Source organism: Clostridium chrysemydis, assembly GCF_015234215.1.
GTDB classification, from domain to species: Bacteria; Bacillota; Clostridia; order Clostridiales; family Clostridiaceae; genus Clostridium; species Clostridium chrysemydis.
Window position 1 is genome coordinate 209,650 of record NZ_JADEKP010000001.1, and the last position, 26,306, is coordinate 235,955.

25 protein-coding genes are annotated in these 26,306 nt (G+C 30.2%); 22 read left to right on the plus strand and 3 right to left on the minus strand.

Annotated features, from left to right (window positions below):
• The first annotated feature begins 10 nt into the window (after nt 1-10).
• From INR60_RS01000 to murJ, 12 genes are all read left to right on the plus strand, one after another.
• Nucleotides 11-1,459, plus strand: coding sequence for a ribonuclease E/G (locus INR60_RS01000; RefSeq protein ID WP_194189607.1), 1,449 nt, complete (start codon nt 11-13; stop codon nt 1,457-1,459).
• 134 nt (nt 1,460-1,593) lie between these two features.
• A complete protein-coding gene (rplU, locus tag INR60_RS01005) occupies nt 1,594-1,905 on the plus strand; it encodes a 50S ribosomal protein L21 (protein ID WP_194189608.1) in 312 nt (103 codons plus the stop codon).
• A gap of 3 nt (nt 1,906-1,908) precedes the next feature.
• The gene (locus INR60_RS01010; protein ID WP_194189609.1) at nt 1,909-2,295 is read left to right on the plus strand and encodes a ribosomal-processing cysteine protease Prp; all 387 of its coding nucleotides are present in this window, start codon (nt 1,909-1,911) and stop codon (nt 2,293-2,295) included.
• A gap of 5 nt (nt 2,296-2,300) precedes the next feature.
• Nucleotides 2,301-2,600 (plus strand): 50S ribosomal protein L27, encoded by a 300-nt coding sequence (gene rpmA / locus INR60_RS01015; protein WP_194190949.1) that lies wholly within the window; start codon nt 2,301-2,303, stop codon nt 2,598-2,600.
• A gap of 198 nt (nt 2,601-2,798) precedes the next feature.
• Entirely contained in the window at nt 2,799-4,085 is a 1,287-nt protein-coding gene (gene obgE, locus INR60_RS01020) for a GTPase ObgE (protein ID WP_194189610.1), read from the plus strand.
• Nucleotides 4,086-4,130: 45 nt separating this feature from the next.
• The gene (gene yhbY, locus INR60_RS01025; RefSeq protein WP_194189611.1) at nt 4,131-4,427 is read left to right on the plus strand and encodes a ribosome assembly RNA-binding protein YhbY; all 297 of its coding nucleotides are present in this window, start codon (nt 4,131-4,133) and stop codon (nt 4,425-4,427) included.
• A gap of 4 nt (nt 4,428-4,431) precedes the next feature.
• Complete coding sequence (gene nadD / locus INR60_RS01030) at nt 4,432-5,043, plus strand: nicotinate-nucleotide adenylyltransferase (RefSeq protein ID WP_194189612.1); 612 nt, start codon at nt 4,432-4,434, stop codon at nt 5,041-5,043.
• On the plus strand, nt 5,044-5,610 hold the full coding sequence (gene yqeK / locus INR60_RS01035) for a bis(5'-nucleosyl)-tetraphosphatase (symmetrical) YqeK (protein ID WP_194190950.1): 567 nt from the start codon (nt 5,044-5,046) through the stop codon (nt 5,608-5,610). It abuts the gene before it with no gap.
• A gap of 33 nt (nt 5,611-5,643) precedes the next feature.
• On the plus strand, nt 5,644-7,185 hold the full coding sequence (locus INR60_RS01040) for an LCP family protein (protein WP_194189613.1): 1,542 nt from the start codon (nt 5,644-5,646) through the stop codon (nt 7,183-7,185).
• Nucleotides 7,186-7,217: 32 nt separating this feature from the next.
• A complete protein-coding gene (locus INR60_RS01045) occupies nt 7,218-8,132 on the plus strand; it encodes an RluA family pseudouridine synthase (protein ID WP_194189614.1) in 915 nt (304 codons plus the stop codon).
• An 83-nt stretch (nt 8,133-8,215) separates the two neighbouring features.
• Nucleotides 8,216-9,217, plus strand: a complete 1,002-nt coding sequence (locus INR60_RS01050; protein WP_194189615.1) for a hypothetical protein — start codon at nt 8,216-8,218, stop codon at nt 9,215-9,217.
• Nucleotides 9,218-9,310: 93 nt separating this feature from the next.
• Nucleotides 9,311-10,882: a murein biosynthesis integral membrane protein MurJ gene (gene murJ / locus INR60_RS01055; protein WP_194189616.1), complete on the plus strand. Its 1,572-nt coding sequence runs from the start codon at nt 9,311-9,313 to the stop codon at nt 10,880-10,882.
• A gap of 9 nt (nt 10,883-10,891) precedes the next feature.
• On the opposite strand, the gene INR60_RS01060 is transcribed toward murJ, so the two are convergent.
• The gene (locus tag INR60_RS01060) at nt 10,892-12,304 is read right to left on the minus strand and encodes an MDR family MFS transporter (protein WP_194189617.1); all 1,413 of its coding nucleotides are present in this window, start codon (nt 12,302-12,304) and stop codon (nt 10,892-10,894) included.
• Between the two features lie 106 nt (nt 12,305-12,410).
• On the opposite strand from INR60_RS01060, the gene INR60_RS01065 reads away from it, so the two are divergent.
• From INR60_RS01065 to INR60_RS17455, 3 genes are all read left to right on the plus strand, one after another.
• Nucleotides 12,411-12,764 (plus strand): hypothetical protein, encoded by a 354-nt coding sequence (locus INR60_RS01065; protein WP_194189618.1) that lies wholly within the window; start codon nt 12,411-12,413, stop codon nt 12,762-12,764.
• Between the two features lie 392 nt (nt 12,765-13,156).
• A complete protein-coding gene (locus tag INR60_RS01070; protein WP_194189619.1) occupies nt 13,157-13,699 on the plus strand; it encodes an NADH peroxidase in 543 nt (180 codons plus the stop codon).
• 185 nt (nt 13,700-13,884) lie between these two features.
• Nucleotides 13,885-15,858, plus strand: coding sequence for a hypothetical protein (locus INR60_RS17455; protein WP_194189620.1), 1,974 nt, complete (start codon nt 13,885-13,887; stop codon nt 15,856-15,858).
• 107 nt (nt 15,859-15,965) lie between these two features.
• Here INR60_RS17455 and INR60_RS01080 read toward each other — a convergent pair whose 3' ends face one another.
• On the minus strand, nt 15,966-17,255 hold the full coding sequence (locus tag INR60_RS01080) for a D-alanyl-D-alanine carboxypeptidase family protein (RefSeq protein ID WP_194189621.1): 1,290 nt from the start codon (nt 17,253-17,255) through the stop codon (nt 15,966-15,968).
• A 128-nt stretch (nt 17,256-17,383) separates the two neighbouring features.
• Between INR60_RS01080 and INR60_RS01085 the strand changes: the two genes are divergently transcribed.
• The 7 genes from INR60_RS01085 to rlmD all read left to right on the plus strand — a co-directional run bounded on the left by INR60_RS01085 (nt 17,384) and on the right by rlmD (nt 25,094).
• Complete coding sequence (locus INR60_RS01085) at nt 17,384-18,055, plus strand: helix-hairpin-helix domain-containing protein (protein WP_194189622.1); 672 nt, start codon at nt 17,384-17,386, stop codon at nt 18,053-18,055.
• A 76-nt stretch (nt 18,056-18,131) separates the two neighbouring features.
• A complete protein-coding gene (gene selD / locus INR60_RS01090; RefSeq protein WP_194189623.1) occupies nt 18,132-19,157 on the plus strand; it encodes a selenide, water dikinase SelD in 1,026 nt (341 codons plus the stop codon).
• A 17-nt stretch (nt 19,158-19,174) separates the two neighbouring features.
• On the plus strand, nt 19,175-20,563 hold the full coding sequence (gene selA, locus INR60_RS01095; protein WP_194189624.1) for an L-seryl-tRNA(Sec) selenium transferase: 1,389 nt from the start codon (nt 19,175-19,177) through the stop codon (nt 20,561-20,563).
• Nucleotides 20,560-22,431 (plus strand): selenocysteine-specific translation elongation factor, encoded by a 1,872-nt coding sequence (gene selB / locus INR60_RS01100; RefSeq protein ID WP_194189625.1) that lies wholly within the window; start codon nt 20,560-20,562, stop codon nt 22,429-22,431. Before selA ends, selB begins: the two co-directional genes overlap by 4 nt.
• A 64-nt stretch (nt 22,432-22,495) precedes the next feature.
• The gene (locus INR60_RS01105) at nt 22,496-23,206 is read left to right on the plus strand and encodes a hypothetical protein (protein WP_194189626.1); all 711 of its coding nucleotides are present in this window, start codon (nt 22,496-22,498) and stop codon (nt 23,204-23,206) included.
• Between the two features lie 23 nt (nt 23,207-23,229).
• Entirely contained in the window at nt 23,230-23,652 is a 423-nt protein-coding gene (locus INR60_RS01110) for an RDD family protein (protein ID WP_194189627.1), read from the plus strand.
• Nucleotides 23,653-23,726: 74 nt separating this feature from the next.
• Entirely contained in the window at nt 23,727-25,094 is a 1,368-nt protein-coding gene (gene rlmD, locus INR60_RS01115) for a 23S rRNA (uracil(1939)-C(5))-methyltransferase RlmD (protein WP_194189628.1), read from the plus strand.
• A 63-nt stretch (nt 25,095-25,157) separates the two neighbouring features.
• Here the strand turns inward: rlmD and INR60_RS01120 are convergent, their stop codons facing one another.
• On the minus strand, nt 25,158-26,297 hold the full coding sequence (locus INR60_RS01120; protein WP_194189629.1) for a site-specific integrase: 1,140 nt from the start codon (nt 26,295-26,297) through the stop codon (nt 25,158-25,160).
• Nucleotides 26,298-26,306: the final 9 nt, after the last annotated feature.

Consider the following 26,306-nt stretch of genomic DNA (forward strand, 5'->3'; position numbering starts at 1 on the left):
AGTGTAATTAATGAGAGAGATTTTTATTGAAAGAAGAGAAGAATTATTAAGAATTGCTATTAAAAATAATAGCGAAATTGAAGAGTTTTTAATAGAAGAAAATTCAAACGAGCCAAAATCTGGAGAGATCTATAAAGCTAGGGTTAAAAATATAATACATGGAATAAATTCTATATTCTTAGATATGGGATTAGAAAAAGAGGGTTATATGTATTATAGTGAAGAACTTAGAAAAGCCGAAATTAAAAAAGGTGATGAGCTTTTAGTTGAAATTTCTAAAGAGCCTTTAAATGAAAAGGGAGCTAAAGTTAGCCCTAAATACAGTATTCCTGGAAAATATATAGTTTTAAATAAGGATAAAGAGGGGATAACCTTCTCTAGAAGAATTACAGATGATGTAAAAAAGAAGCTTATTTTAGCAGAACTTAAAAATCTTTCAGGGATGAACGTAACTGTAAGAACAGAAGGAGCAAACGTACCTTTAGATCTTCTAATAAAAGAAGAAGATAAGCTTATAGAAATTAATAGAGAACTAGAGAGAAAGCTTAAATTTACTAAAGCTTTAGGTAAGGTTTTTGGTGAAGAGATAACTTTAAGTAAAGTTTTAAGAGATAACATAACTAAAGGGAACTTAATAATTCACGTTGATAACAAGTTTGATGAAGATTTAGTTAAAAGTTATATAGATGGAGAGCAAAACGTAAAGGTTCAAGCCTACGAAGGAAACAGACATCTATTTGATTTTTATAACATAGAAAAAGAAATCCTAAAACTTAGACACAACAAAGTTAGGCTTAAATGCGGTGGAAATATAGTTATAGAAAAAACAGAAGCTATGTATGTAATAGATGTAAATAGTGGGAAAAATATTAAAGAGAGAAACTTTGATAAAACTATATTAGAAACTAATTTAGAAGCGGCAAAAGAAGCTTCAAGGCAAATTATGCTAAGAAACCTTTCGGGGATAATTGTTATAGATTTTATTGATATGAGAGATAAAGGCGCAAGGCAAAAAGTTATGCATGCACTTAAAGACGGGTTAAAAGAAGATAAGAGTGCAAGTAAGATTTTCCCGTTTACAGAACTAGATTTAATTCAAATTTCTAGAAGAAGAAGAGGGAAATCAATTTATGACTATATCGAAGAAGGATGCACAAGGTGTGATGGAACAGGTATGGTTATGAAACTATCTTATCTTGAGGAATTAATAAAAAATGATATTTTAAGGTCTGTAGATGATAATACTATAACAAGTTTCTTTATAGAACTTGACCCTATATATAGAGAAAGAGTAAACGGAGATAAATTTTCTTTTTTAAAAAATATAGATGGTCTAGATAAAGAAATATACTTAAAATATTCAGAAGGAATAGATGGATATAAAATTGAACCTTTAATTTTTAATAGTCAAAAAGAAAATATTAAAGATTTTAAAATAAGTTCAATTCAAAAATATTAAAAAGTTCCTTTACAAAAAAAATGTCATATGTTAAACTATTTTAGTAAACCGCTCACGATAGGGTTTATTTTTCGAAAAACAAAGAGAGAAACTTTGTACCCGTAGTGGCGAGACCGTTATGAGGAGGTGTTTTAATGTACGCAGTAGTAGCAACAGGAGGAAAGCAATACAGAGTTCAAGAGGGCGATGTATTATTCGTAGAGAAGTTAGATGCAGCTGTAGATTCAACAGTTGAATTAACAGAAGTATTAGCAGTATCAAACGGAGAAACTTTAACAGTTGGTAAACCAATGGTTGAAGGAGCTAAAGTTACAGCTAAGGTTGTATCTCAAGGTAAAGCTAAGAAAGTTGTAGTTTTCAAGTATAAAGCTAAGAAAGACTACAGAAGAAAGAATGGTCACAGACAACCATACACTAAATTAGTTATCGAAAAGATCGAAGCTTAATCTATGATTAAAGTAGAGATTTTTAAAAAAGATGATAATTTATTAGGATTCGTTATAGATAGTCACGCAATGCCAGGCGATAGAGACTTTCAAAGTGATATATCCCTAGTTGGCGAAGCTTTTGATATGATATGTAACTCAGTTTCAGTCTTATCACAAAGTGTTCTTATAGGATTAGATGAAGTTTTAAAACTTAATTGTTCTTATGAGATGGCAGACGGATACCTAAAGCTAGATTTATCTGATTTTTCTAAAGAAGAGTTAGATGAAGCTCAGGTTTTACTTAAAACCTTCGAGAAAAGCTTAGAAAGTGTAATTTCTAGTTTGGATCAAATGTTTGGAAAAACTAAACGCATAGAATATATAAAATTAGTGAAAGAGGAGGTGTAGTGAAAATGCTAATAATGAACCTTCAATTATTTGCCCACAAAAAAGGGGTAGGTAGCTCAAAGAACGGTAGAGATTCTGAGTCAAAGAGACTAGGTGTTAAATCAGCAGACGGAGAATTCGTTCTAGCTGGAAACATCATCGTAAGACAAAGAGGAACTAAAATCCACCCAGGTACAAACGTAGGTAAGGGTAAGGATGATACTTTATTCGCTAAAATCGATGGAGTAGTTAAATTTGAAAGAATGGGAAGAGACAAGAAGAAAGCTTCTGTTTACCCAGTTCAAGTAGAAGAAATAGCTGAATAGTTATTATAAAAGCACCCAAGTTTTTGGGTGCTTTTTAAATATAGAGAGAAATTTTCTTAAAAATCCCTAAAGAAATAAAATTTTGTTATATTATTATGATATAATAAATTGAATATTTTACTTTAAGCTTGATTTAATGGGGCTTAAAAGGGAATACTTAAGATAAGAATAAGACATTTACAGAAGGAGGATTGTCATATGTTTATAGATAAGGCCAAGGTATTTGTAAAGTCTGGTAAAGGTGGAGACGGATGCGTTTCTTTTAGAAGAGAAAAGTATGTACCACTTGGTGGACCAGATGGTGGAGATGGTGGAAGAGGCGGAAGCATCATCTTTAGAGTAGACACAGGAATTACGACATTAATGGATTTTAAATATAGAAGAAAATTCGTAGCAGACCCAGGTGAAAATGGGGGAACTTCAAAATGTTACGGAAGAGACGGAGAAAATTTACTTATAAGAGTGCCACTTGGAACTATTATAAGAGAAGCTGAAAGTAACAAAATCGTTTGTGACCTTTCAGAAAAAGATTCAGAATTCGTATTATTAAGAGGTGGAAAAGGTGGAAAGGGTAACTGCAAATTTACTACACCTACTAGACAAGCGCCTCATTTTGCTGAACCAGGAATGCCTGGAGAGGAAATGAATATAGTTTTAGAGCTTAAATTATTAGCTGACGTTGGATTACTTGGTTTCCCAAATGTAGGTAAATCAACATTCCTTTCAATGACAACTAAAGCGAAACCAAAGATAGCTAACTATCACTTCACAACTATAAAACCTAACTTAGGTGTTGTTGCTATAGATGGAATTGAACCATTTGTAATGGCTGATATCCCAGGAATTATAGAAGGTGCTAGTGAAGGTGTTGGACTTGGACTTGAGTTCTTAAGACACATTGAAAGAACTAGACTTTTAATTCACGTAGTAGATATATCAGGAATAGAAGGAAGAGATCCTTTTGAAGACTTCGTAAAAATAAACGAAGAGCTTAAAAACTACTCAGTAAAACTTTGGGATAGACCTCAAATAGTAGTAGCAAATAAAGCAGACCTTTTATTTGATGAAGAAGTATTCATAGAGTTTGAAAGAAAAGTTAAAGAACTTGGATACGATAAAGTTTATAAGATGTCAGCTGCAACTAGAGAAAATGTTGATGCAGTTATAAAAGAGGCAGCTAGAGAACTTAAAGAAATTCCAATAACTGGACTTGAAATTTTAGATGAAGAAAGATATATCCCAGAAGAGAAGAAATTCACTTACGATATAGAAATCGAAAGAGGAGAAGAATGCGACACTTATGTTGTTTCAGGAAGCTTCGTAGATAGATTATTAAGTGCTGTAAATATTCACGATGCAGATTCATTAAGATACTTCCACAAAGTTCTTAAGAATAAAGGTGTGTTAGATGATTTAAGAGAACTTGGTATTCAAGATGGAGATATGGTAAGACTTGACGATTTCGAATTTGAATATATTCTTTAATAAAGACTTTAAGATAAATAAGTTATTTTAGGAGGAAACATTTTAATGTTAACAGGAAAACAAAGAGCTTACTTAAGAAAATTATCACACAATATAGACCCAATTTTCCAAATAGGTAAAAATGGAATAGAAGAAAACTTTTTAAAGCAAGTTGAAGAAGCTTTAGAAAAGAGAGAGCTTATAAAAATAAAAGTACTTGAAAATAGCGGTTTAGAAGCTAGAGAAGCTTCAGATTTTATCTGCAAAGAGGTTAAATGTGACGGAATACAAGCTATTGGAAGCAAGATGGTTTTATATAAGCAATCTAAAAAGAATCCAAAAATAGAAGTTCCAAAGAAGTAAAAAAATGAAAAGATATGGGATTATAGGTGGAACTTTTGATCCTATTCATTTTGCACATCTTTATATAGCATATGAAGCTAAAGAAAAATTATCGTTAGATAAGATTATATTTATGCCAAATGGAAGCCCTCCGCATAAGCGTAATAAACGTGTTACGGAGGCTTCATTAAGGTATAAGATGGTTTTAGAAGCTATTAAAGGTTATGAAGGATTTGAAGTGTCTGATTTTGAAATACTTAAAGAGGGTCTAAGTTATACTTATCAAACATTAGAATACTTAAAGAAAAAATATATAGATGCAGAATTATTTTTTATAACAGGTGCAGATTGTTTAATAAACCTTGATAAATGGGTAAGGGTTGATAGAATTTTAAATTCAGCAAAACTAGTAGTTTTTGATAGGCCTGGGTTTAGAGAAAAAGATTTAATAGAAGAAAAAAGATTTGTAGAAAATAAATACGATAAACAAATAACATTTTTAAATTTAAAAGATTTAGATATATCTTCAACAGATATTAGAAAAAGAATAAAAGAAGGTAAGAGGGTAGATTTCTTTTTACCAGAAGAAGTAAATAATATAATAGAAAAAAATAAACTCTACAAAAAGGAAATTTAAATTATGAACTATGAAATAATATATAATTATCTTAAAGAAAACTTAGAGGATAAGAGATTTATACACACAATGGGTGTAGTATCAACAGCTAAAAAGTTAGCAAATCTATATGGAGTGGATGAAAAACGTGCAGAAATAGCTGCATTATGCCATGATATTTGCAAAAATTTAAGTAATGAAGAATTATTAGAGATATTTAAAAATAATAATATAGAGTTATCAATAAGTGAGAAAAATACACAAACACTTTGGCATAGTATAGCAGCGCCTATAGTAGCCAAAGAAAAGTTTAATATAAATGACGAAGAAATATTAGGGGCTATGAGATGGCATACTACAGGAAAACTTAGTATGACAAAACTTGAAAAAATTATTTATATAGCTGATATGATAGAACCATCTAGAAGGTTTGATGGAGTAGAGGAAATAAGAGAAGCTGTTTTAAAAGATTTAGACTCTGGAGTTTTAATTGGAGTGAATCATACTATAAGATATCTTTTAGATAGAGGAAATCTTATAGATGAAAATACAATTGCCTTTAGAAATGGTCTTATTTTAAATCTATAATTATTAGTAAATAGTGATATGGGGTGTTAAATTATGGCGGACGATAGAAGAAGAAGACCTGTAGTTAGTTCTGGTAGGCGGATGACTGAAAAAGAAAAAGAAGAATATAGAAAAAGACAAAGAAGAATAGAAAAAAGAAGAGAAGAGATAGAAAAAGAAGGTAGAAGCAGAAGAACTGTAGATAGTGAGCGTCAAAGAAGAATAAATAAAGAAAAACAAAAGAGAACTCCTAGCGATAGCAAAGTACCAAACGACGATAGAAGAAGACGGGTAGCTTACGAAACTCAAAGTAATAAAGAGGGCAGAAAGCCTGTAGATAGAAGAGCAATAGAAAAAAATAAGAAAACTAAAAATAAGCAAAAAAGAAAAAAAATAATTAAAAGAGTAATTATTGGTTTGATTTTAGTTTTAGGTTTATTTATAGGATATACAATTTATAGTGTTGCAGGTCTTGTCTCTAAAGTAACTGATAATAACATGATAAAACCAAACCCAGTTCCTATGAATAAAACTGTAAATATCCTTCTTTTAGGGTTAGATGTAGGGGATGTTGACCACCCTGAAATTGAAGCTAATAAAAGAACAGATACAATTATGGTAATAAACTATAATCCTACAACTAAAAAGATGCATGTTGTATCTATCCCAAGAGATACTATGATAGATATAAACGGGAAGCGTTGGAAAATAAATGCAGCATATCCTATAGGGGGAGATGCAAGGGTTATAGAAGAAGTAGAAGATCTTTTAGATATCAAAATAAACTATTTAGCTAAAGTAAACTACAAAGGCTTTAGAGAGTTTATAGATGCTATAGGCGGTGTAGATATGTATATAGAACACGATATGCACTACACTGATAAATCTCAAAAGTTAAAAATAGACTTCGATAAAGGAACTACACCTCATTTAGATGGTAAAGATGCAGAAAAGTTCTTTAGATGGAGAAAAAATGACGATGGAACAGGTCTTCCAAACGGAGATTTAGATAGAATTAAAAACCAGCATAAGTTTATTGAAGAAGTCGTAAAGAAATGCACTAGTCCAACTATGATATTTAAAATTCCAAAGGTGTTAGATGTTGTTGGAAATAATATAGAAACAAATATCTCAGGAGATGCATTGTTAAAATATGGTTTTAAATTTATAGGTTTAAAATCAGGAGATATAATAATGACAACATTAAAAGGAACTCCGCAGATGATAGAAGGTCAATCATATGTAGTAGCAGATAAGAGTGCTAATTCTGATTTAATAAAAGCTTTAAACTCTTCCTCAACATCTTTAGATAAGGTATCACGTGAAGATGTTAAAGTTAGAATATTAAACGGAACTAAAATAGGAGGCCTTGCAGCTAGTTATCAATTAGAACTTAATCAAAAGGGATATGAAACTATAACTACAGGTAATGGAGAACTTACAAGTGATACGTATATTATGGTAAATGATCCTAATATAAAAGATATGATTAAAAAGGATTTACCTAAATTCTCGAATTTCAAAAAATTAGATGAGAGCAAGTATCCAGGCGCAAATATTGTTATAGTATTAGGTAGCGATGCAAAAACATCTTAGAGGTATAAAAATCATAGGAGGAAAAGGTGAAAATGAGTGCTTTAGAAGAAAAAGTTTTAGATAAATATGATGGATTTGTAATAAGGGATTTTTTAAAAGAAGAATTAGAATTATCTTCTAGACTTATAAAAAAGGCTGCTATAGAAAAGAGAATCTTAATTAATGACGAGGCAGTAAGGATGAGAGCTAAAGTACACTCTGGTGATACTGTTAAAGTTATATTAGAAAGAGACGAAAGCCAAGATATAATACCTGAGGATATAGAGTTAGATATAGTATTTGAAAATAGTGATATTTTAGTTTTAAATAAAAAACCTTTTATGGTTGTTCACCCAACTAGAAACCACCAAATCGGAACTTTATCAAATGGAGTTACAGGATATTTTAAAAAAACTAATCAAAATTGTATAGTAAGGCTTGTAAATAGATTAGATATGAATACTTCAGGCTTAATAATTATAGGTAAAAATCAATATGCTCATATGTATCTTTCAAAAGAGATGGAGAAAAACGCTATATACAAAAAATATATAGCTATAGTCCACGGAAATATAAAAGAAAAATCAGGAACTATTGATAGACCTATATATAGACCTTTTGACGAGCTTGGAATTCCAAAGCTAAGAAGAGTAGTAGATAAGAGAGGTCAAAGAAGTATAACTCATTATAAGGTCTTAGAGAGCTATGAAGGTTTTGACGTAGTGGAATGTATATTAGAAACTGGAAGAACCCATCAAATAAGGGTTCATTTAAGTAGCCTAGGACATCCTATATATGGTGACTTTTTATATGGAGAAGGAGATAATGAAGTAGACCTTATAGAAAGGCAAGCGCTTCATGCTTACTCTTTAAAATTCAAAGACCCAAAAACTAAGGAATTTATAGAGTTAAGTTCAGAAATTCCAAAAGATATGATAGATTTAAAAGAAAAATTAATCAATAAATAATAAAAACATCTAAGAGAAATCTTAGGTGTTTTTATTTATATTATTTGGTAAAAATATGGTAAAATAAAGGTGGGGGTGGAGTTATGAAAAGAAAGGGAATTATAGGAATATTAATATTAAGCAGTATGATTTTTGTAGGGTGTGTAAATTCTAAAGAAATTAAGGGGATAGATTCATTATTAGAAAAAGATAAGTATTTTTTATTTGATAGTGAAGGTGATAAATATGCATATGTAGACTATAAAGATAACAATTTATACTTATACGAAGAATCAAAAAAACAAACTTCTCTTATAAAAGAAGTTAAAAGTGATGATTATATTATAGGAAACGCTGATATCTTTGGAGATAATATTGCAGTAGTTGAATCCTTAAAATGGGATAGAAAAGAAAATAACGAAGATGAAGATAGAAATGCAGTATATATAGATAATATAGGGGAAATAAAGGATTCAAAACCTAGAGTAACTTCAAAAGATGATAATTCTTATGTGTATCTTACATCTTTTAAAAAGGATGTAGTATTTGGTATAAGTGAAGAGGAAAAGTCTAAGATTTATTATTACAAAGATAAGGATCTAAAAGAAATATTAAATTTAGATAATAGTATTACAAATTTAAGTTTAGAAGGTAGCACTTTAGTTTTTGAAAACGATATTAAAAAGGATGAAGAATTTAAAGCCTTTATTTTAAAAGATATTAAAGATAAGAATAAAATAGAAGAATTTAAACATAACTTAAAAGAGCCAAAGATTTATAAAGATAACATATATGGAATACAAGATAATGCTTTAGTTAGGTATAATATAGAAAATAGTGAAATAAAGGAAGTACTTAATTTGAAAGAATATAATCTAAGTGACAGTTTAGGAATAACTTTAAAAGATAATTTCTTAGTAATTTACTCACGTAGTTCTGAAAAGGGAAAAGAAACAAATGATATTTATATAAATTTAGATAATTTAAAAGTAACTAAATTAGATTCAAAATATAGAGTTAGAAATGTAATAGATAAAGGCTTAGTTTTAGAAGAAAATGATAAGGATCTTAATTTAATAAAATTGAAATTTGAAGATTTTAAATAAAAGTAAAAGATTACGTAAAATATACGTAGTCTTTTTCTTATTTTACATATTAAGGTATAATAAGTCTTGTGATTAATTTTTGGAGGAATACTAATGAATAAGAATAAAGGATTTTTTAAAGTCGGATTTTTTCTGATGTTTTTTACCCTTTTAAGTAAAGCAACAGGATTTTTTAGAGAACAACTTTTAGCACTAAAGTTTGGGACAAGTTATAAAGCTGATGCGTATGTCGTTGCAACAACAATACCTCTTGTAATATTTACTTGTTTAATAATAGCTGTTACTACTTGCTTTATCCCTGTTTATAATAAGGTAAAACTAGAAGAAGGGGAAGATGAAGCTTTAAAGTTTACAAATAACGTTATAACTGTTCTTACTGTATTTTCAATTTTAAGTACTGTATTTATATTAGTATTTACAAAACCTATTATAAAAACCATTGCAAGTGGGTTTACGGGGGAGGTATTAGACCTTTCTATAGATTTAGTTAGGATAATGTCATTTATGACTGTGTTTATAGCATTATCTTTAATATATGCGTCGTATCTTCAATCAAATGAGAAGTATGCAATTACAGCGGCAAACAATATAATTTCAAACCTTTTAGTAATGGGAGCTTTTATGTTTAGTAATGTAATTGGAATAAAAGGTGTGGCGATAGTAGCTACTGTTGGAGCTTCAACTCAAGCTTTAATTCAATATCCCTCTATGAAAAAATTGAAATATAGATACAAATTTATATTTAATTTAAAAGATAAAAGGTTTAGGTATATGATGAGGCTTGTCTTACCAGTTCTTGTAGGGACTGCTGTAGTTCAAATTAACACTTTGATAGATAGAACCTTAGCATCAGGATTAAAGGTAGGAAGCGTATCTGCTTTGAATTATTCAAATAAATTAAACCTTTTTGTTTTTAGCGTAGTATCTGTAGCTATAACAACTGTTATATTTCCAAAGTTATCAAAGCTTTCTGCTAGTAATGAAACTGAAATGTTTGAAGAGTTATCGTTTAATTCATTAAATTTAATAGGGGTTATAACTATACCTATTTTAGTTTTTGTTATGTTTTTTGCAGAGGATATAGTAGTTTGCTTATTTGGTTATAAAAACTTTGGTGACTCTGCTATAAATATGACTACATCCGCACTTCTTTGTTATTCTGTAGGGATGATTTTTATGGGATATAGGGATGTTTTAAATAAAATATTTTATTCTAAAGGTAACACTAAAACGCCTATGTATAATAGTATAATTGCGACAGTGATTAATATAATATTAAATTTAATATTAGTTAGGTTTATGGGGCATAATGGACTGGCCCTAGCGTCATCTATATCCTTAATTATAACAACGTTTATACTTATATATAACTTGAAAAATATATTTAATAACTTTAGAATAAAAGATATAGCTAAAAATATGGGTAAACTTTTAGTAATATCCTTAGTTATGGGTATCTTTGCTATAGGCTTAAAACTTTTATTTAGTCATATTCTAGGATTTAAAAGTGCATCTTTAAAGATGATGAACTTAGGATTTACTTTTAACTTCTTGTATATGGGAATGCTTTTTATGTCTTGCGTTATAGTCTATATAGCTTTATGTTATATTTTTAAAGTTAAAGAAGTTAGAAATATAATTAATTTATTAAAAGAAAAAAGGTAGTAGCTAAAATTAGCTATTACCTTTTAATTCGTTTTTAGGTCTTTTTTTAATTACAAAGAATGCAATTATTAATGCTATAAAGCAGAAAATTGAAGCAACTAAAAATGATTCATTCATTCCGTGAATCTCACTAAGTATAGGATTTTTGATCCCTGAATTAGAAGACACTGTTGTCATTATAGTAACTAAAATTGCACTTCCAATAGAGCCTGCAACTTGTCTTAAAGTATTATTAATTGCTGTACCGTGAGGTATTAATGAATTATCTAATGAATTAAGACCATCTGTTGTTATTGGCATCATAAACATAGATAAGCCAAACAATCTAAGAGAATAGATAGCTGTTATTTCATGAACAGATGTAGTAGCTGTTAGTCTTGATAACATAAAGCTACCTATAGTTAAAAGGGATATACCAATAAGTGATAGACCTCTTGCACCTATCTTATCATATATTTTACCTGTTATTGGGCTCATAACACCCATAATTATTGCACCAGGCATAAGGGTAAGTCCTGAATCAAGGGCTGAAAACCCTCTAGCCATTTGTAGGTACATAGGTAAAATAAGTTCTGCTGAAACAAACCCAGTAAATACTATCATTACAACTAAAGTAGAGTAAGTAAAAGTTTTGCTTTTAAAGACATTTAAGTTAAGCATAGGCTCTTTTGATTTAAGTTGTTTTCTTGTAAATAATACTAAAGAAATTATACCTATAATTATAGGTAGATAAACAAATGGAGATAAAAATCCTTTGTTACCAGCTTCACTAAATCCGTATAATAAGCCACCAAATCCAAGACTTGAAGTTATAATTGAAGTTATATCTATTTTTACTTCTTTAGTTTCGGTTACATTTTTTAATAGGAAGTAAGCTAAAACTAAATCAAGTACTGCTATTGGTATTACTAAGTGGAATAGATATCTCCAAGGCAGTTTATCTACGATTAGACCAGCTAAAGTAGGGCCTATAGCAGGTGCAAATGCAATTATAATTCCGATTACCCCCATAGCAACACCACGTTTATCTTTAGGGAATATAATTAAAAATACTGTTTGTGATAAAGGAAGCATTATACCTGCACCGGAAGCTTGAAGTATTCTTGCAATTAATAACGAATTAAATGATGTTGATATTGAACCTAGCAAAGTTCCGATTGTAAAAAGTCCCATAGCTATAAAGAAAAGCTTTCTTGTTGTGAACTTTTCTATAAGCATAGCGCATGCTGGAATCATAATTCCGTTTACAAGCATATAAGCAGTGGTTAGCCACTGGCCTGTTGTTGGAGTTATCTTAAGGTCTTTCATAATAGTAGGCAGAGCAGTGGTTAATAATGTACTATTTAGATAGCAGACTATAGAACCAAGCAAAAAGACACTAGCTATTAGAAAGACATTATATTTTTTTGTGGTTTTTTCCATAGCGAATCACCTCATAATTATTTAGTTTTATGATAAGTATAGTATTGAAATATAGAGCCTAAATGTATATATTGTTAATTAAGAATAAAAAATAGGAGCTGTTAGGATGGATTTAATTAAAGTTTATACAGAGTATAACAACATAAATAATGAACTTATAAAATATGGTGAAGAAATAATAAATAGTGATTTCAATGATTTTAATGATGATATAAAAAATAAGCTATTATTTTTTAATGAAAGATTTGGTTTAGTAAAAATAAAATCAGATGGTTTATTAGAAAATCCAGAAAATGAAGAAAATATTAGAGATTTAAAATATTTAATTGTAGATGGATTATTTTTTACTTTAGATTTAATTAATTTTTATAATTTAGGGGAATGGGCTAGATTTAAAATGAGAGTTACAAACTACATAGAAAAGAAAAAGAGAGCGGATCTTTTAAAAAGTATGCAATAGGACAAGAAATTACAAAAATATGCATAAATATATCAATAAAGAACCATTAAGGGAAAAATCTATTAAAATAGGAATAGATTTTTATCTTTTTAATTTCATTTTCTGTAATTTGTGAGTCTTTAATTAGACTAGATATATTGAAAACTCTTTTCAGTGGTACGCTATTATAAATTATAATTATAATTACCTCGTTTTAAATTGTATTACTTTAAGGAGCTTTCAATATATTACATTTTTTAGATGGATGAAAATTTTTTTTATAAAAAAGTGTTTACAATGGATAATAATTATTATATAATAAAAAATGTAGAGAGAAACAAAACCTCTACAAGATAATAAAGTAATTAATAAATATCAAATATAAATGTGTTATAAGAAGAGGAGAGATTATTATGAAAAAATTTGTATGTACAGTTTGTGGTTATATTCATGAAGGAGAAACTGCACCAGAAAAATGCCCAGTATGTGGAGTAGGTGCTGATAAATTCCAAGAGCAAGTAGGAGAAATGGCTTGGGCTGACGAACATAGAATCGGAGTAGCTAAAGACGTAGATCCAAGAATCGTAGAAGGATTACAAGCTAACTTTATGGGAGAGTGTACAGAAGTTGGAATGTATCTTGCAATGTCAAGACAAGCTGATAGAGAAGGATTCCCAGAAGTAGCAGAGGCTTATAAAAGAATAGCATTTGAAGAAGCAGAACATGCTGCGAAATTTGCAGAACTTTTAGGAGAAGTAGTAGATGCGGATACAAAAGTTAACTTACAAAAAAGAGTAGATGCAGAATACGGAGCTTGCCAAGGTAAAAAAGAATTAGCTACTTTAGCTAAACAATTAAACTTAGATGCAGTTCACGATACAGTTCATGAAATGTGTAAAGATGAAGCTAGACACGGTAAAGCGTTTAAAGGCTTATTAGAAAGATATTTTGCATAATATTTATGCATTAAATATATAAACTCCTAATAAAAAAATTCCCTTTTAATCTATAAGGTAAAGAGACTACAAAATTTGTAGTCTCTTTTTAGCGTTACTTTTTATGATTTCATTTTGGAGAAATATGTAACTAATTGTACTTAAATGAGTATTATATATTAGGAAATTCACTTTTAGGAGGCAAAATGAGTTCAGATTTTGATAAAAAAAGTAGTTATAATGATATTTTAAAATGCAAAAAAAGACCAATACCTGAAAATGGATGTTGTAAAGAAGATAATAAATGTTTTACTGATATATTTGAACATGATGATAGTGAAAAGAAAAATATAAATTGTTGTTGTACTGGGCCTCAAGGGCCAGTAGGACCAAAGGGAGATACAGGAGCTACAGGACCAAAGGGAGACACAGGATCAACAGGACCAAAGGGAGATCCAGGACCACAAGGGCCAGCAGGGCCAGTTGGACCTCAAGGATTAACTGGAGCTCAAGGAGCAAAGGGAGACACAGGATCTACAGGGCCTCAAGGGTTAACTGGAGCGCAAGGACCACAAGGTGAAAATGGGGAAAATGGAGAAGTGGGCCCACAAGGACCAGTAGGACCTAAAGGAGACACAGGAGCAACAGGACCAAAAGGAGATACAGGACTTACAGGACCAAAGGGAGACACAGGAGCAACAGGGCCTCAAGGGTTAACAGGGGCGCAAGGACCACAAGGTGAAAATGGGGAAAACGGAGAAGTAGGACCACAAGGGCCAGTAGGACCACAAGGACCAACAGGGCCAGTGGGACCACAAGGGCTTACAGGAGCTCAAGGAGCAAAGGGAGACACAGGAGCAACAGGGCCTCAAGGATTAACAGGAGCTCAAGGTGCTAAGGGAGATACAGGAGAAACAGGACCACAAGGACCAGTAGGACCACAAGGACCAGTAGGACCAGCGGGAGCACAAGGATTAACAGGACTTACAGGGCCTCAAGGACCAGTAGGACCAAAGGGAGACACTGGAGAAGCAGGACAAAAAGGAGATACAGGACTTACAGGACCACAAGGGCCAGTAGGACCAGCGGGTGCAGCAGGACCACAAGGTTCACAAGGACTTACAGGGGCTCAAGGACCAAAAGGTGATACAGGAGCAACAGGGCCACAAGGATTAACAGGAGCTCAAGGACCACAAGGACTTACAGGAGCTCAAGGACCACAAGGGGATCCTGGGGTTCAAGGACCAAAGGGAGATAATGGAGAGGTAGGACCACAAGGACCTGTAGGACCACAAGGAACACAAGGAGCGACAGGTCCTCAAGGACCTATAGGACCAGCAGGGCCAACAGGAATGACAGGACCACAAGGACCAGCAGGACCACAAGGCCCTCCGGGTTGTTGTGGTAGTGGAGAGCAGGGACCTCCAGGTCCAGCAGGACCAGCAGGACCAGCGGGTGCAGCGGGACCACAAGGATTGCCAGGTGGAAATATATGCCCTTGCGAAATTTCTCTAAGCAAAGTTGCACAATTAATATTAGATCAAAAAATTCCTGTAACAGTAAATGTTGATAGCGGATCAGTTACAAATATTCCAGATGCAACGGCTAAAACAGTAACAGGTATAAGTCATGGAGCAGTATACTTTGACAATTATGTTATGGTTCCAATTTGTAATATTGAAAGTTATAATATTGAATTTGGAACAGTGACAGCTAGAGATGCATTTTTAGAGAGCGTTGAGAATGTTTTAAAGTATACTTTATGTTGCTGCTGCGGATGTCCTGCAACTTGTAATGTAAATCAATACGGTGAATGTATTCCGACAGGAAATATTATGTGTGATTACAAGTATCAAAGCATAGGAACTTGTAACTGCACTGATTGTGATTGTGATGATGATAAAATAACAGGTTGTTGCACATTTACAGGTCAATTAATAGATGTTTGCCAATATATAAGTAATGGTTCAGATAGATTAAGATATATCTTTAATGAACAAAAATTGTTAGGTAGGGTTGTAGACACTTTATCAACATCTGTTCAAGATTTTATAACAACAACAGATCCTATTTATATAGGACCTACTGGATTATCAACAGTTGTATTATATTATGGAAACAATGTAAGAGTATTATGCTTAAATTCAGTAACATCAATGAGTTTCAAAACTGCTCCTTAGAAAGAAATATATAACTAAGTTTAAATAATATTTTAGATTTTGTTATAACTAAAAAAGACCCTATAGATTTTACATCTGTAGGGTCTAAATATATTTTAAAATTAATTTTATCTGTTATGTCTATTTTTAATGTGGTTCCACTTTTTATTGAACTTACTTCTTTTTCTTTTATTATATAATAAGTAAATAATTAAAGTTATCAAAACTAGAGAGATAAAAGAAATGATTAAAGTTTTAGCATTTCTCATACTAAAATCTTTAACCTTATCTAAGGTATCAACATCTCTATATTCAGCACTTACTAAATCTATTGCTTTAATCTTTTTTCCGTCTATGTAAAGATCTGCTGTAGTAACTTTTTCACCTTTTAAATAAGATTTACTTTTAAAATTATCTGGAAGAGTATATTTTAATTCTTTAGATAATTTATTAACTTCGTTTTTAGGAACAGAGTCATAAATATTCTCTGTAACTGTTAAAGGAAAATTTTCATCATTAGAAATTTTAACATTTTCAACTATTTCACCTTTTTTATATACAATTACATTAGAAAAATTATCAAATCCATAGTCTAAAAGTTTTGCCATATCTTTAAAGTTTTTGTCTTTATCTTCAGCTTTCATAAAAGCTGCAACTAATCTTCTTCCGTCTTTTTCACCTGATATTACAAAGGTATGTCTTGAAACATCTGTATAGCCGCTCTTTCCTGCTAAAGCGTATTTGTAATAATATTTAGAATTAGGATTTATAAGGTGGTTGTGATTGTTACACCATCTTTTATAACCATCTAAATTACTTTTTGGAAGTTCTACTGAAATTAACCTAGAGATTCTAACAAAGTTTGGGTCTTTTATAGCTTCTTTGAGTATTAATGCCATATCGTGTGCTGTAGAGGTATGCTTTGGATTTGGAAGTCCGCTTGCATTTACAAAATTACTATTGTTTGCACCTATTGATTTAGCTTTTTCGTTCATAAGGCGAGTAAAATTCTCCTCGCTTCCAGCTACGTGTTCTGCAAGGGCTAAAGCACAGTCATTACCAGATTCTAAAAGAAGACCTGTTAAAAGAGTTTCTACTGTGAATTTTTCACCTTCTTTTAAGCCTATAGAACTACCGTCAGCAAAGGGCGGATTTTTACCTACAGTTACAACGTCAGATAGTTTTGTGTTTTCAAGTACTACTAAAGCTGTTAAAACTTTGGTTGTAGATGCTGGAAAATGTTTATCTTCACCTTTTTTAGAATAAAGTATATCTCCTGTATCAGCATCGATAAGTATTGCAGATTCAGCGTTTATCTTAGGCGGTTTTTCTTCTGCACTTGCACTAATTGCAAAAATATTAGTGAAGATAAAAAGAAATGTCATTAGTTTTAAGGTCTTAAAAAATAAGTTCTTCATGTCTATCTCCCAAAAATTAAAGTTTATTTTTTAATATTAACAAACTTTTAAATACTTTTCCACATTTTAAGCATAATTTTGCATAAAAGTGAGAATAATTAATAAAAAAATTAAAAAGTGGAGGAATCATGCATAAAAATAAAAAATTGATAGGTATAATTGCTATTTTATTAATACTTGGAGTTGTTTTTGGAACTTTGTATTATAGGGATAAAAAGAGTTTTGAAGGGGTAAGTAGTAGTGAAGAAATCTTTGTAGAAGAGAAGAAAGATGAAAGTAAAAAGGTAGATTCTAAGGAAGACTCGAGCGAAGAAAAGATAGAACTTAAAGATAAAAGCCTTGCAGTTCATATTGATGGAGAAATTAAAAATCCTGGAGTATATAAGCTTCAAGCTGATAGTATTTTAGAAGATTTAGTAAAGACTGCTGGAGGATTTACTAATAGCGCTGATACTTTAAGTGTAAATTTAGCAGAACTTTTAAAAGATAATCAAAAGATTATAATTCCAAAAGAATTATCTATAAAAGAAAAAGAAGAGCTTTTAAAATCTAATGGAAATAGTATAGAGACTAAAGGTGCTACGCCGCAAAATTCAAATAGTGAAGATAAAAAAATTAATATAAATACGGCAACAGCAGAAGAACTGGATGCTTTGCCAGGGGTAGGCCCATCTAGAGCGAATGATATTATAGCTTACAGGGATTCAAATGGAGGTTTTAGTAGCGTTGAAGACTTAAAAAATGTAAGTGGGATAGGCGATAAAACTTTTGAAAAGCTTAAAGATTCTATTTGTAATTAATTTGTTTTGAGTTTTATAATACTTATTGTAAAATAGATATAGAACCTTATGCACCGAGAAAGGATGGTAAGTAAGTATGGTAAAATTAACAAATTATGCTAAAACGGCTGGTTGAGCAGCTAAAATAGAGCCGGGGGCTCTTTCAGATATATTAAATAGTATACCTAAGATGGTAGATTCTAATCTGTTAGTAGGTATAGATACCTCAGATGATGGGGCAGTATATAAATTAAGTGATGATATAGCACTTATTCAAACTTTAGACTTTTTCACACCTGTAGTTGATGACCCTTATACCTTCGGTCAAATAGCTGCAGCGAATTCTTTAAGTGATGTTTATGCTATGGGAGGAATTCCAAAGGTTGCATTAAACATAGTATGTTTCCCTAAGTGTTTAGATAGAAGTATACTTGGAGAAATACTTAGAGGTGGCGCTGATAAAGTATTAGAATCAGGTGCTGTAGTAATCGGAGGACATTCAGTTCAAGATGATGAACCAAAATACGGCCTTTCGGTATCAGGAGTAGTACACCCTGAAAAGATATTAAAAAACTGTGGTTCTAAAAAAGATGACGTATTAATTATTACAAAGCCTTTAGGCGTTGGAATTATTAATACTGCAAACAAAGGTGAAATGGCTTCTAAAGAGGCTATGGATGAGGCTGTTAACTGGATGAAGATGCTTAATAAATACGCAGGTGAAATAATTATTAAGTACGATATAACAGCTTGTACTGATATTACTGGATTTGGACTTATGGGACACCTAAACGAAATGGCAGAAGGTTCAAATGTAACTTTTGAAATATTTAAAGACAGTATACCTTATATAAAAGAAGCTAAAGAATATGCAAATATGGGCTTAGTACCAGCTGGTGCATATCAAAATAAAGCTTACATAAAAGATATATATAAGTTAGAAGGAGTAGAAAGTTATTTAGAGGATATTTTATTTGATCCTCAAACATCAGGTGGTCTTGTAGTTTCGTGTAGTGAAGAAGTAGCATGTGAAATGCTTAAAGAGTTTAGAGAAAAAGATGTTAAGGCTTGGATTATAGGAAAAGTTAAGGAAAAAGAAGATTTTAACTTAATCGTTAAATAGCCTTAGGGAGGAGTTTTATGGAACTATTAAGAAAGTTACCTAAAATTAATGAACTTTTAGAAGAGGATATAGTTAAATCTTATCTAAAAGTATATTCTAGGGAAATAGTAGTTGAAAAGCTTAGACTCTCCATAGACATTTTAAGAAAAAGAATTTTAAAAATGGAGGATATGTCCTCCATTTTTTCTTTGAAAGAGGAGAGTCTTAAGATTTTTAAAGATAATATAGACCTTTTAGATAATAAAAATTTAAAAAGAGTAGTAAATGGTACTGGGATTGTTATACATACAAACCTTGGGAGGTCATTATTATCAAGTAGTAGCCTAGATGCTATTATTGATGTATCTAAATATTATTCAAACCTTGAATTTAACTTAGAAGAAGGAAAAAGAGGAAGTAGATACGATTCTGTTATAGAAGAATTAAAATATCTAACTTCAGCTGAAGATGCCTTAGTTGTAAATAATAATGCGTCAGCAGTACTTTTAGTTTTAAGTGCATTAGCTAAAGGAAAAGAAGCTATTATTTCAAGAGGTGAGTTAGTTGAAATAGGAGGTTCTTTTAGAATACCTGATATTTTAGAATTAAGCGGAGGTATTTTAAAAGAGGTTGGAACTACAAATAGAACACATATATTTGATTATGAAAATGCGATAAATGAAAATACAGGAGTTATTTTAAAAGTACATACTTCAAATTATAGAGTTTTAGGTTTTACAAAAGAGGTTAAATCAGATGTATTAAGTGAAATTTCTAGAAAAAATAATATACCTCTTGTTGAAGATTTAGGAAGCGGTCTTATAGATAAGTTAAATATACCTAAAATAGAAGAAGAGAAGACTGTAAAGGAATGTATAAATAACGGAGTAAACATTGTCACATTTAGTGGAGATAAGCTTTTAGGTGGCCCTCAATGCGGGGTTATTGTAGGCGATAAAAGGTATATAGAAAAGATTAAAAAACATCAATTAAACAGAGCTTTAAGAGTAGATAAATTCACCTTAGCTGCATTAGAAGCAACATTAAAAGAATATATAAAAGGCAATTATAAAAATATTCCTACTATAAACCTTTTAGAATTATCTTTAGAAGAAATAGAAAAAAAGGCAGATAAGTTAAAATATATATTAGAAAATTTAAACTTAGATTATAAAATTTCTAAATCTTTAGAAAAATCTTTAGTAGGAGGGGGTTCTCTTCCAACGCTAGAGTTAGAAACTTATGTTTTAAAGATAAGAAATGAAAAAATAAAAGAGCACAAAATAGATGAGATGCTTAGAAGAGAAGAGATACCTGTAATCGGAAGAGTTTCTAAGGGAGATTTTATAATAGATTTAAGGTGCATTTTAGAAGATGATTACAAAGTTATAGAAAAAGCATTTAAAAACATAGGAGAAATATTATGAAAACACTTATAGTTGGAACTTGCGGGCATATAGACCACGGCAAAACTTCACTTATAAAAGCTTTAACTGGAGTAGATGCAGATAGATTAAAAGAAGAAAAGGCACGTGGAATCACTATAGATTTAGGTTATGCAGATTATATCTTGCCTTCAAAAAACAGAATTGCCTTTGTTGACGTTCCAGGTCATGAAAAGTTTGTTAAAAATATGATAGCTGGGATAACAGGAGTTAGCTTAGCTATGATAATAATTTCAGCAGAGGATGGAATTATGCCACAAACTATAGAACATTTTGGAATAATTAAAGGGTTAGCTATAGAAAAGTGCTTAGTAGTTATAACAAAGTGTGATAAATCAAACGACGAAGTTATAGAACTTATCTACGAAGAAGTACAAGAACTTTTAAAAGGAAGCCCTTTTGAAAATTCTAAAATAATAAAAACATCAGCTAAAACTAAAGAAGGAATAAATGATTTAATAGATTATTTTGAAGAAGAGATAAAGTCATCTAAATCACAATTAGATGAAGATGATTTTAGAATGAATATAGATAGAGTCTTTACTATAAACGGTGTTGGAACTGTAGTTACAGGAACTATTATAGAAGGGGAGGTAAATTTAGGAGATAGCTTAACTTTATACCCTAAAAATATAGAAGTAAAAGCAAGAGGAATACAAGGGTATGGAGAAAGTACTAAAAAATTAACTAAGGGAAACAGGTGTGCAATAAATTTAACTGGTATTTCAAAAGAAGATATAAAAAGAGGTGACGTTTTAAGCTTAGATAAAGGTTTAAAAACATCTTTTGTTGTAGATTGCAAGTTAAACCTTGATGATTCTTTAGATAAAAAGATAAAAGACAGGCAAAGAATACGTTTTTATGTAGGAACAAAAGAAGTAATAGGAAGAATTCATTTATTAAATGATGACTATATTCAACTAAGATTAGAAGAAGAAATATTATCTAAAAAGGGAGATAACTATTATATAAGAAATTTTTCACCTATATATAATATCGGTGGTGGAAAAATAATAGAACCTAATGCTAAAAAGGCAAAAGGTGATAAAGAAAAGTATTTAGATTCTCTAAAATTAAAGGAAAAAGGTTCATTAGAAGAGAATATTTTAAAAGAATTATTAGAGTTTGAATTTCTTTTTAAAGAAGATCTAATTAAAAAATTCAATTCAAGAGAAGAGATAGAAAAAGCTTTAGAAAAGTTAGTTTATAAAGATTTAGTAGTCATATTAAGTAAAAGTAATAAAAATATTATATTTAGCAGGAAAAGATTAGATAAAATAGAAAGTGAAGCCTTTAATATAATAAAGGACCATCATAAAAAAAATCCTTTAGATAAAGGTATATCTAAAGAAGAACTTAGAAAAAAACTAACTAAAAAAGAAATAAATAAAAATGATTTTAATATTTTTATAGATTATTTAAGTAGAAATTTAATAGAATCCTCAAATGGTATAATTTATTTAAAAGACTTTAAAAAAAGACTTAACCTAAATCAAAAGAATTTTAGAAATGAATTATTAGATGAATTAGGCAAAGGGTTTGTATCTGTTAATTTGAATGAACTATATACTAAGCATAATATAAAAGAAGAGGACAAAAACAAATTATTAAATTACTTAAATGAAGAAGATGAAGTTATATTATTAAACGATGGTGTTATACTAAGAAAAGATACATTTAATTTTGGAATAGATGAAATATACAAACACTTTAGGAAAAATAAAACATTATCACTAGGTGAATGCAGAGACATCTTAAAAACAAATAGAAAAATTGCCTTATCATTTTTAGAAGAATTAGATAGTAAAAAGATAACAAAGAGAGGCGAAAAAGACAGAGTTTTGTTGTAAGGCAGTATATTTAGGTGATATAATTAGGAAAGAAATTTAAAGGATAAAATCAGGAGGGGTATAAATGTTTAAAAAATTAGTAGGTATTGGAGTTACTTCAATTATCGCGTTTTCTTTAGTAGGATGCGGAAGTGGGGATGAAGCAAACGAAAAATCAAAAGAACAGGTCAATAACGCTAAAGCACAAGAATTTAATATCAATCAAGATAAATTTACAAACCTTAAAGGTGATTGGATAAAAGATTTCACAAAAGAAGATTTTGATAAAACAGGAAATGATTTAATTAAAAAAGTTAAAGAGCAATCTGAAGCCTTTGGATTAAAGGTAGAAGAAAGTGATAAAGTCGATACTGTAGTTGGTCAAACAGCTAAAGTTAAGTCAGTATATTTAGATAATAAAAATCCAGAGGATAATAAACTTGAGAGTATGCAATTTGAAGAGCAGGTTTTAGGGGAGTCAGGAGAGTCAGGTAGATTCGAAATGAAACTTTCATTAAAATTCAATGGAGAGAAAGCTTTAAAAGAAGGAAAATTCAATTTAGGAGATACTAGCTTACCTAAATATGCTGAAATAATGACAGGTGTTAAAGATAGAAACTATAATAAAATAAATGATGAAATTTTAAAAATAGTTAAAAGTGACAAAAAAGAAGGTATTTTTGAAGATGATATAAATGGTTTAGTTGAAGAATTTGCAGTTAGTAAAGAATACATAGTATATACTTTATCAACTAAAGAATATAAGTTTGTTCAAGGAAATAGTAATGGAATTTAACTTTAAAATTTAGGAGGATTAAAATGAGCAACAAAGAAGAAATTGAAAACGTAAAAGATGAAGTAAAAGAAGAGGTAGTAGTTGTAGATGAATCTACAAACGAAGATATAGATTCTTTTTTAGAAGATGAAGAAATAAAAGAAGAATCAAAAGAAATCAATAACGAATTACAAGATTTAGAAAATGAAAAGTTTGTAGAAGTAGATAATAATCCATCATTTTTTAAAAAGCTATTTGCAAATCTTTTAGATCAAGCGTTAGTTTTAGGGGTATCTGCTATATTCTTATTAGTATTTGATTTCGTAATTGGATTCTTAGGATTTATGGTTGTAAATCCTTCACCAGTACTACTTATAATATATGTGATATTTAACGTATTATATTATCCTTTAATCGAAAGAAAAGGGAATAGAAGTGTAGGAAAAAGAATTTTATCAATAAGATAGGATAAAATAAATTAAGGTGGACGTAAAACTCCACCTAAATTTTTGTAAAAATATTATTTAAAGAGGAGTAAAAAATGGGCAAAAGAAGAGGAAGAATGCAAGAAATAGAAGTAAAGATAGAAAAAACTGAATTTCCATCAGTAGGTATATCTAGCTACAATGACAGAAAGGTTTATGTAAAAAATACTTTTCCAGGTCAAACTATAAAAGGTAGAGTTAAGAAAAGAAGAGAAGGTTATTTAGAATTAAAGCTTCAAGAAGTTTTAGAAAAAGCACCATACGAAATAGAAGCTAAATGCCCTCACTTTGGAGTTTGTGGAGGTTGCTCATCACAAAACTTAACTTATGATAAGCAATTAGAACTTTTAGGAGATGAGGTTAAAACTCTTTTTGAAGATGCATCTGTAACTACAGGAACTTATGAAGGAGTAACAGGAAGCGTAGATCAATTTGAATACAGAAACAAAATGGAATTTACATTTGGTGATGAATTTAAAGGCGGAGAACTTTGCCTTGGAATGCATATGAAAAATCAAAGCTTTGGAATACTTACAGTAGATAACTGTAAAATCGTTGATGAAGATTTTAGAAAAGTTATAAAAGCAACTGTAGACTTCTTTAAAGACAAAGACCTTCCTTACTATAGAGTGATGAAAAGAGAAGGTTTTTTAAGACATTTAGTAGTTAGAAAAGCTAAAAATACAGGTGAATTACTTGTTAATTTAGTTACTACAACTCAAAATGATTTTGATGTAAATCTTTATGCGGAAGTTATAAAAAACTTAGAGTTTGAAGGTACTTTAACATCAATTCTTCACACTGAAAATGACTCATTATCAGATGCAGTCATTCCAGAAAAAGTTAATCTTTTATTTGGAAGAGATTACATAGTAGAAAATCTTTTAGGATTAAAATTTAAAATCTCACCATTTTCATTCTTCCAAACTAACACAAAAGGGGCTGAAAGCCTTTATAGTATAGTTAGAGACTATATGGGAGATTCAGAAAATAAAGTAGTATTTGACCTTTATTGTGGAACTGGAACTATAGGTCAAATAGTTGCACCTAAAGCTAAAAAAGTTGTAGGGATAGAACTTATAGAAGAAGCCGTTGAAGCTGCAAAAGAGAATGCTAAGTTTAACGGTCTTAGTAACTGCGAATTTATAGCAGGTGACGTAGCAGAAACTATAAAGCACGTAAAAGATACGCCAGATATAATTATACTAGACCCTCCTAGAAGCGGAGTGCACCCTAAAGCATTAGAATACGTAATTAAATTCGATGCAAAGGAAATAGTATACGTATCTTGTAACCCTAAAACTTTAGTTACAGACCTTAAAGTCCTAGTAGAAAATGGCTACAGAATAATAAAAACTAGAGTTAAAGACATGTTCCCAAATACTCCACATGGGGAAACAATAGTAAAACTATTAAAGAAATGATTTGGATAATAGATTAAATATATAATTAAATTATTAATTGCCGTCAATTTGTCGACCTATGATTTATTTGACGGCAATTATATTTTCTAGTATAGATACAGTTTTATACTCTAGTTGTTTAGTTACGTGAGAATAGGTGTCCATAGTTGTAGACAATTTAGAGTGTCCCAATCTATGTTGGATATCTTTTATATTAGCACCACCTTCTAAAAGTAAAGTTGCGTGTGTATGTCTTAAATAATGAAAAGAAAAATCTATATTTAGCTCATTATTTATAACTCTACTTAAATACTTAAATGATCCTGTTGTTACTAAGTGACCATTTTCTTTTGTACATATAAAATCTGAATCAAAGTAATAAATTGAATATTTTTCTTTGTTTTTTTCTTGAAATTCTCTATGTTTCTTTAATATATCTAAAAGAGTACCCCCTATGGAAATAGATCTATATGATGAATTTGTTTTAGGAGTTCCTAATTCAAATATACCTTGTCCTTTATCTATAAGTGTTGAGTCAACAGTAAGTGTTTTATTATTAAAATCAATATTTGTCCATCTAAGCGCACAAACTTCACCGGCTCTTAAACCAGTTAGGAATGCTATCTGAAGAGGAACATGAAACGTGCTTCCAAAAGGAAAGCGATTTGTTATCTTTTTAAATTCATCTAATGTAATTGTTTTAGTATTTTTGCTGTTAGTATTAATGTTATTTATCTTTGGTATCTTTACATACTGCATAGGGTTATCCTTTATAAATTTATAAGGATAAACAGCCATTTTTAATGAACTTGAAATTAATGACGAAAAATGGCTCAAAGAGCTTTTACTAAAACCAGCTAAATACTTAGAGTTTAAAAATTCTTGTAGGCGTACAGGAGTTAAAGATTTTATTTTATAACTTCCTAGTTCAGGCTTTAGATGATTTTCTATTGTGCCTTTGTAGTATTGTTGTGTTTTGTATTTGCAGTTAATTTTTATATGTTGGTCAAACCAGTAATCTAAATAGTCTGAAAAAGTCAAATTGTTTTCAACTAATAAACTCCCTGAATTTTCATAGTCATTTAAAGCGTCCCTTAAAGCTTTTTGAGCATCTGATTTAGTTCTGAATCCACCTTTTTCTTTTCTTTTTCTTTTTCCATCAACTTTACCTAAATCAAAGCTGTAATACCATGTATTGCCTCTTTTTCTTATACTTCCTTGCATATTAGTTAC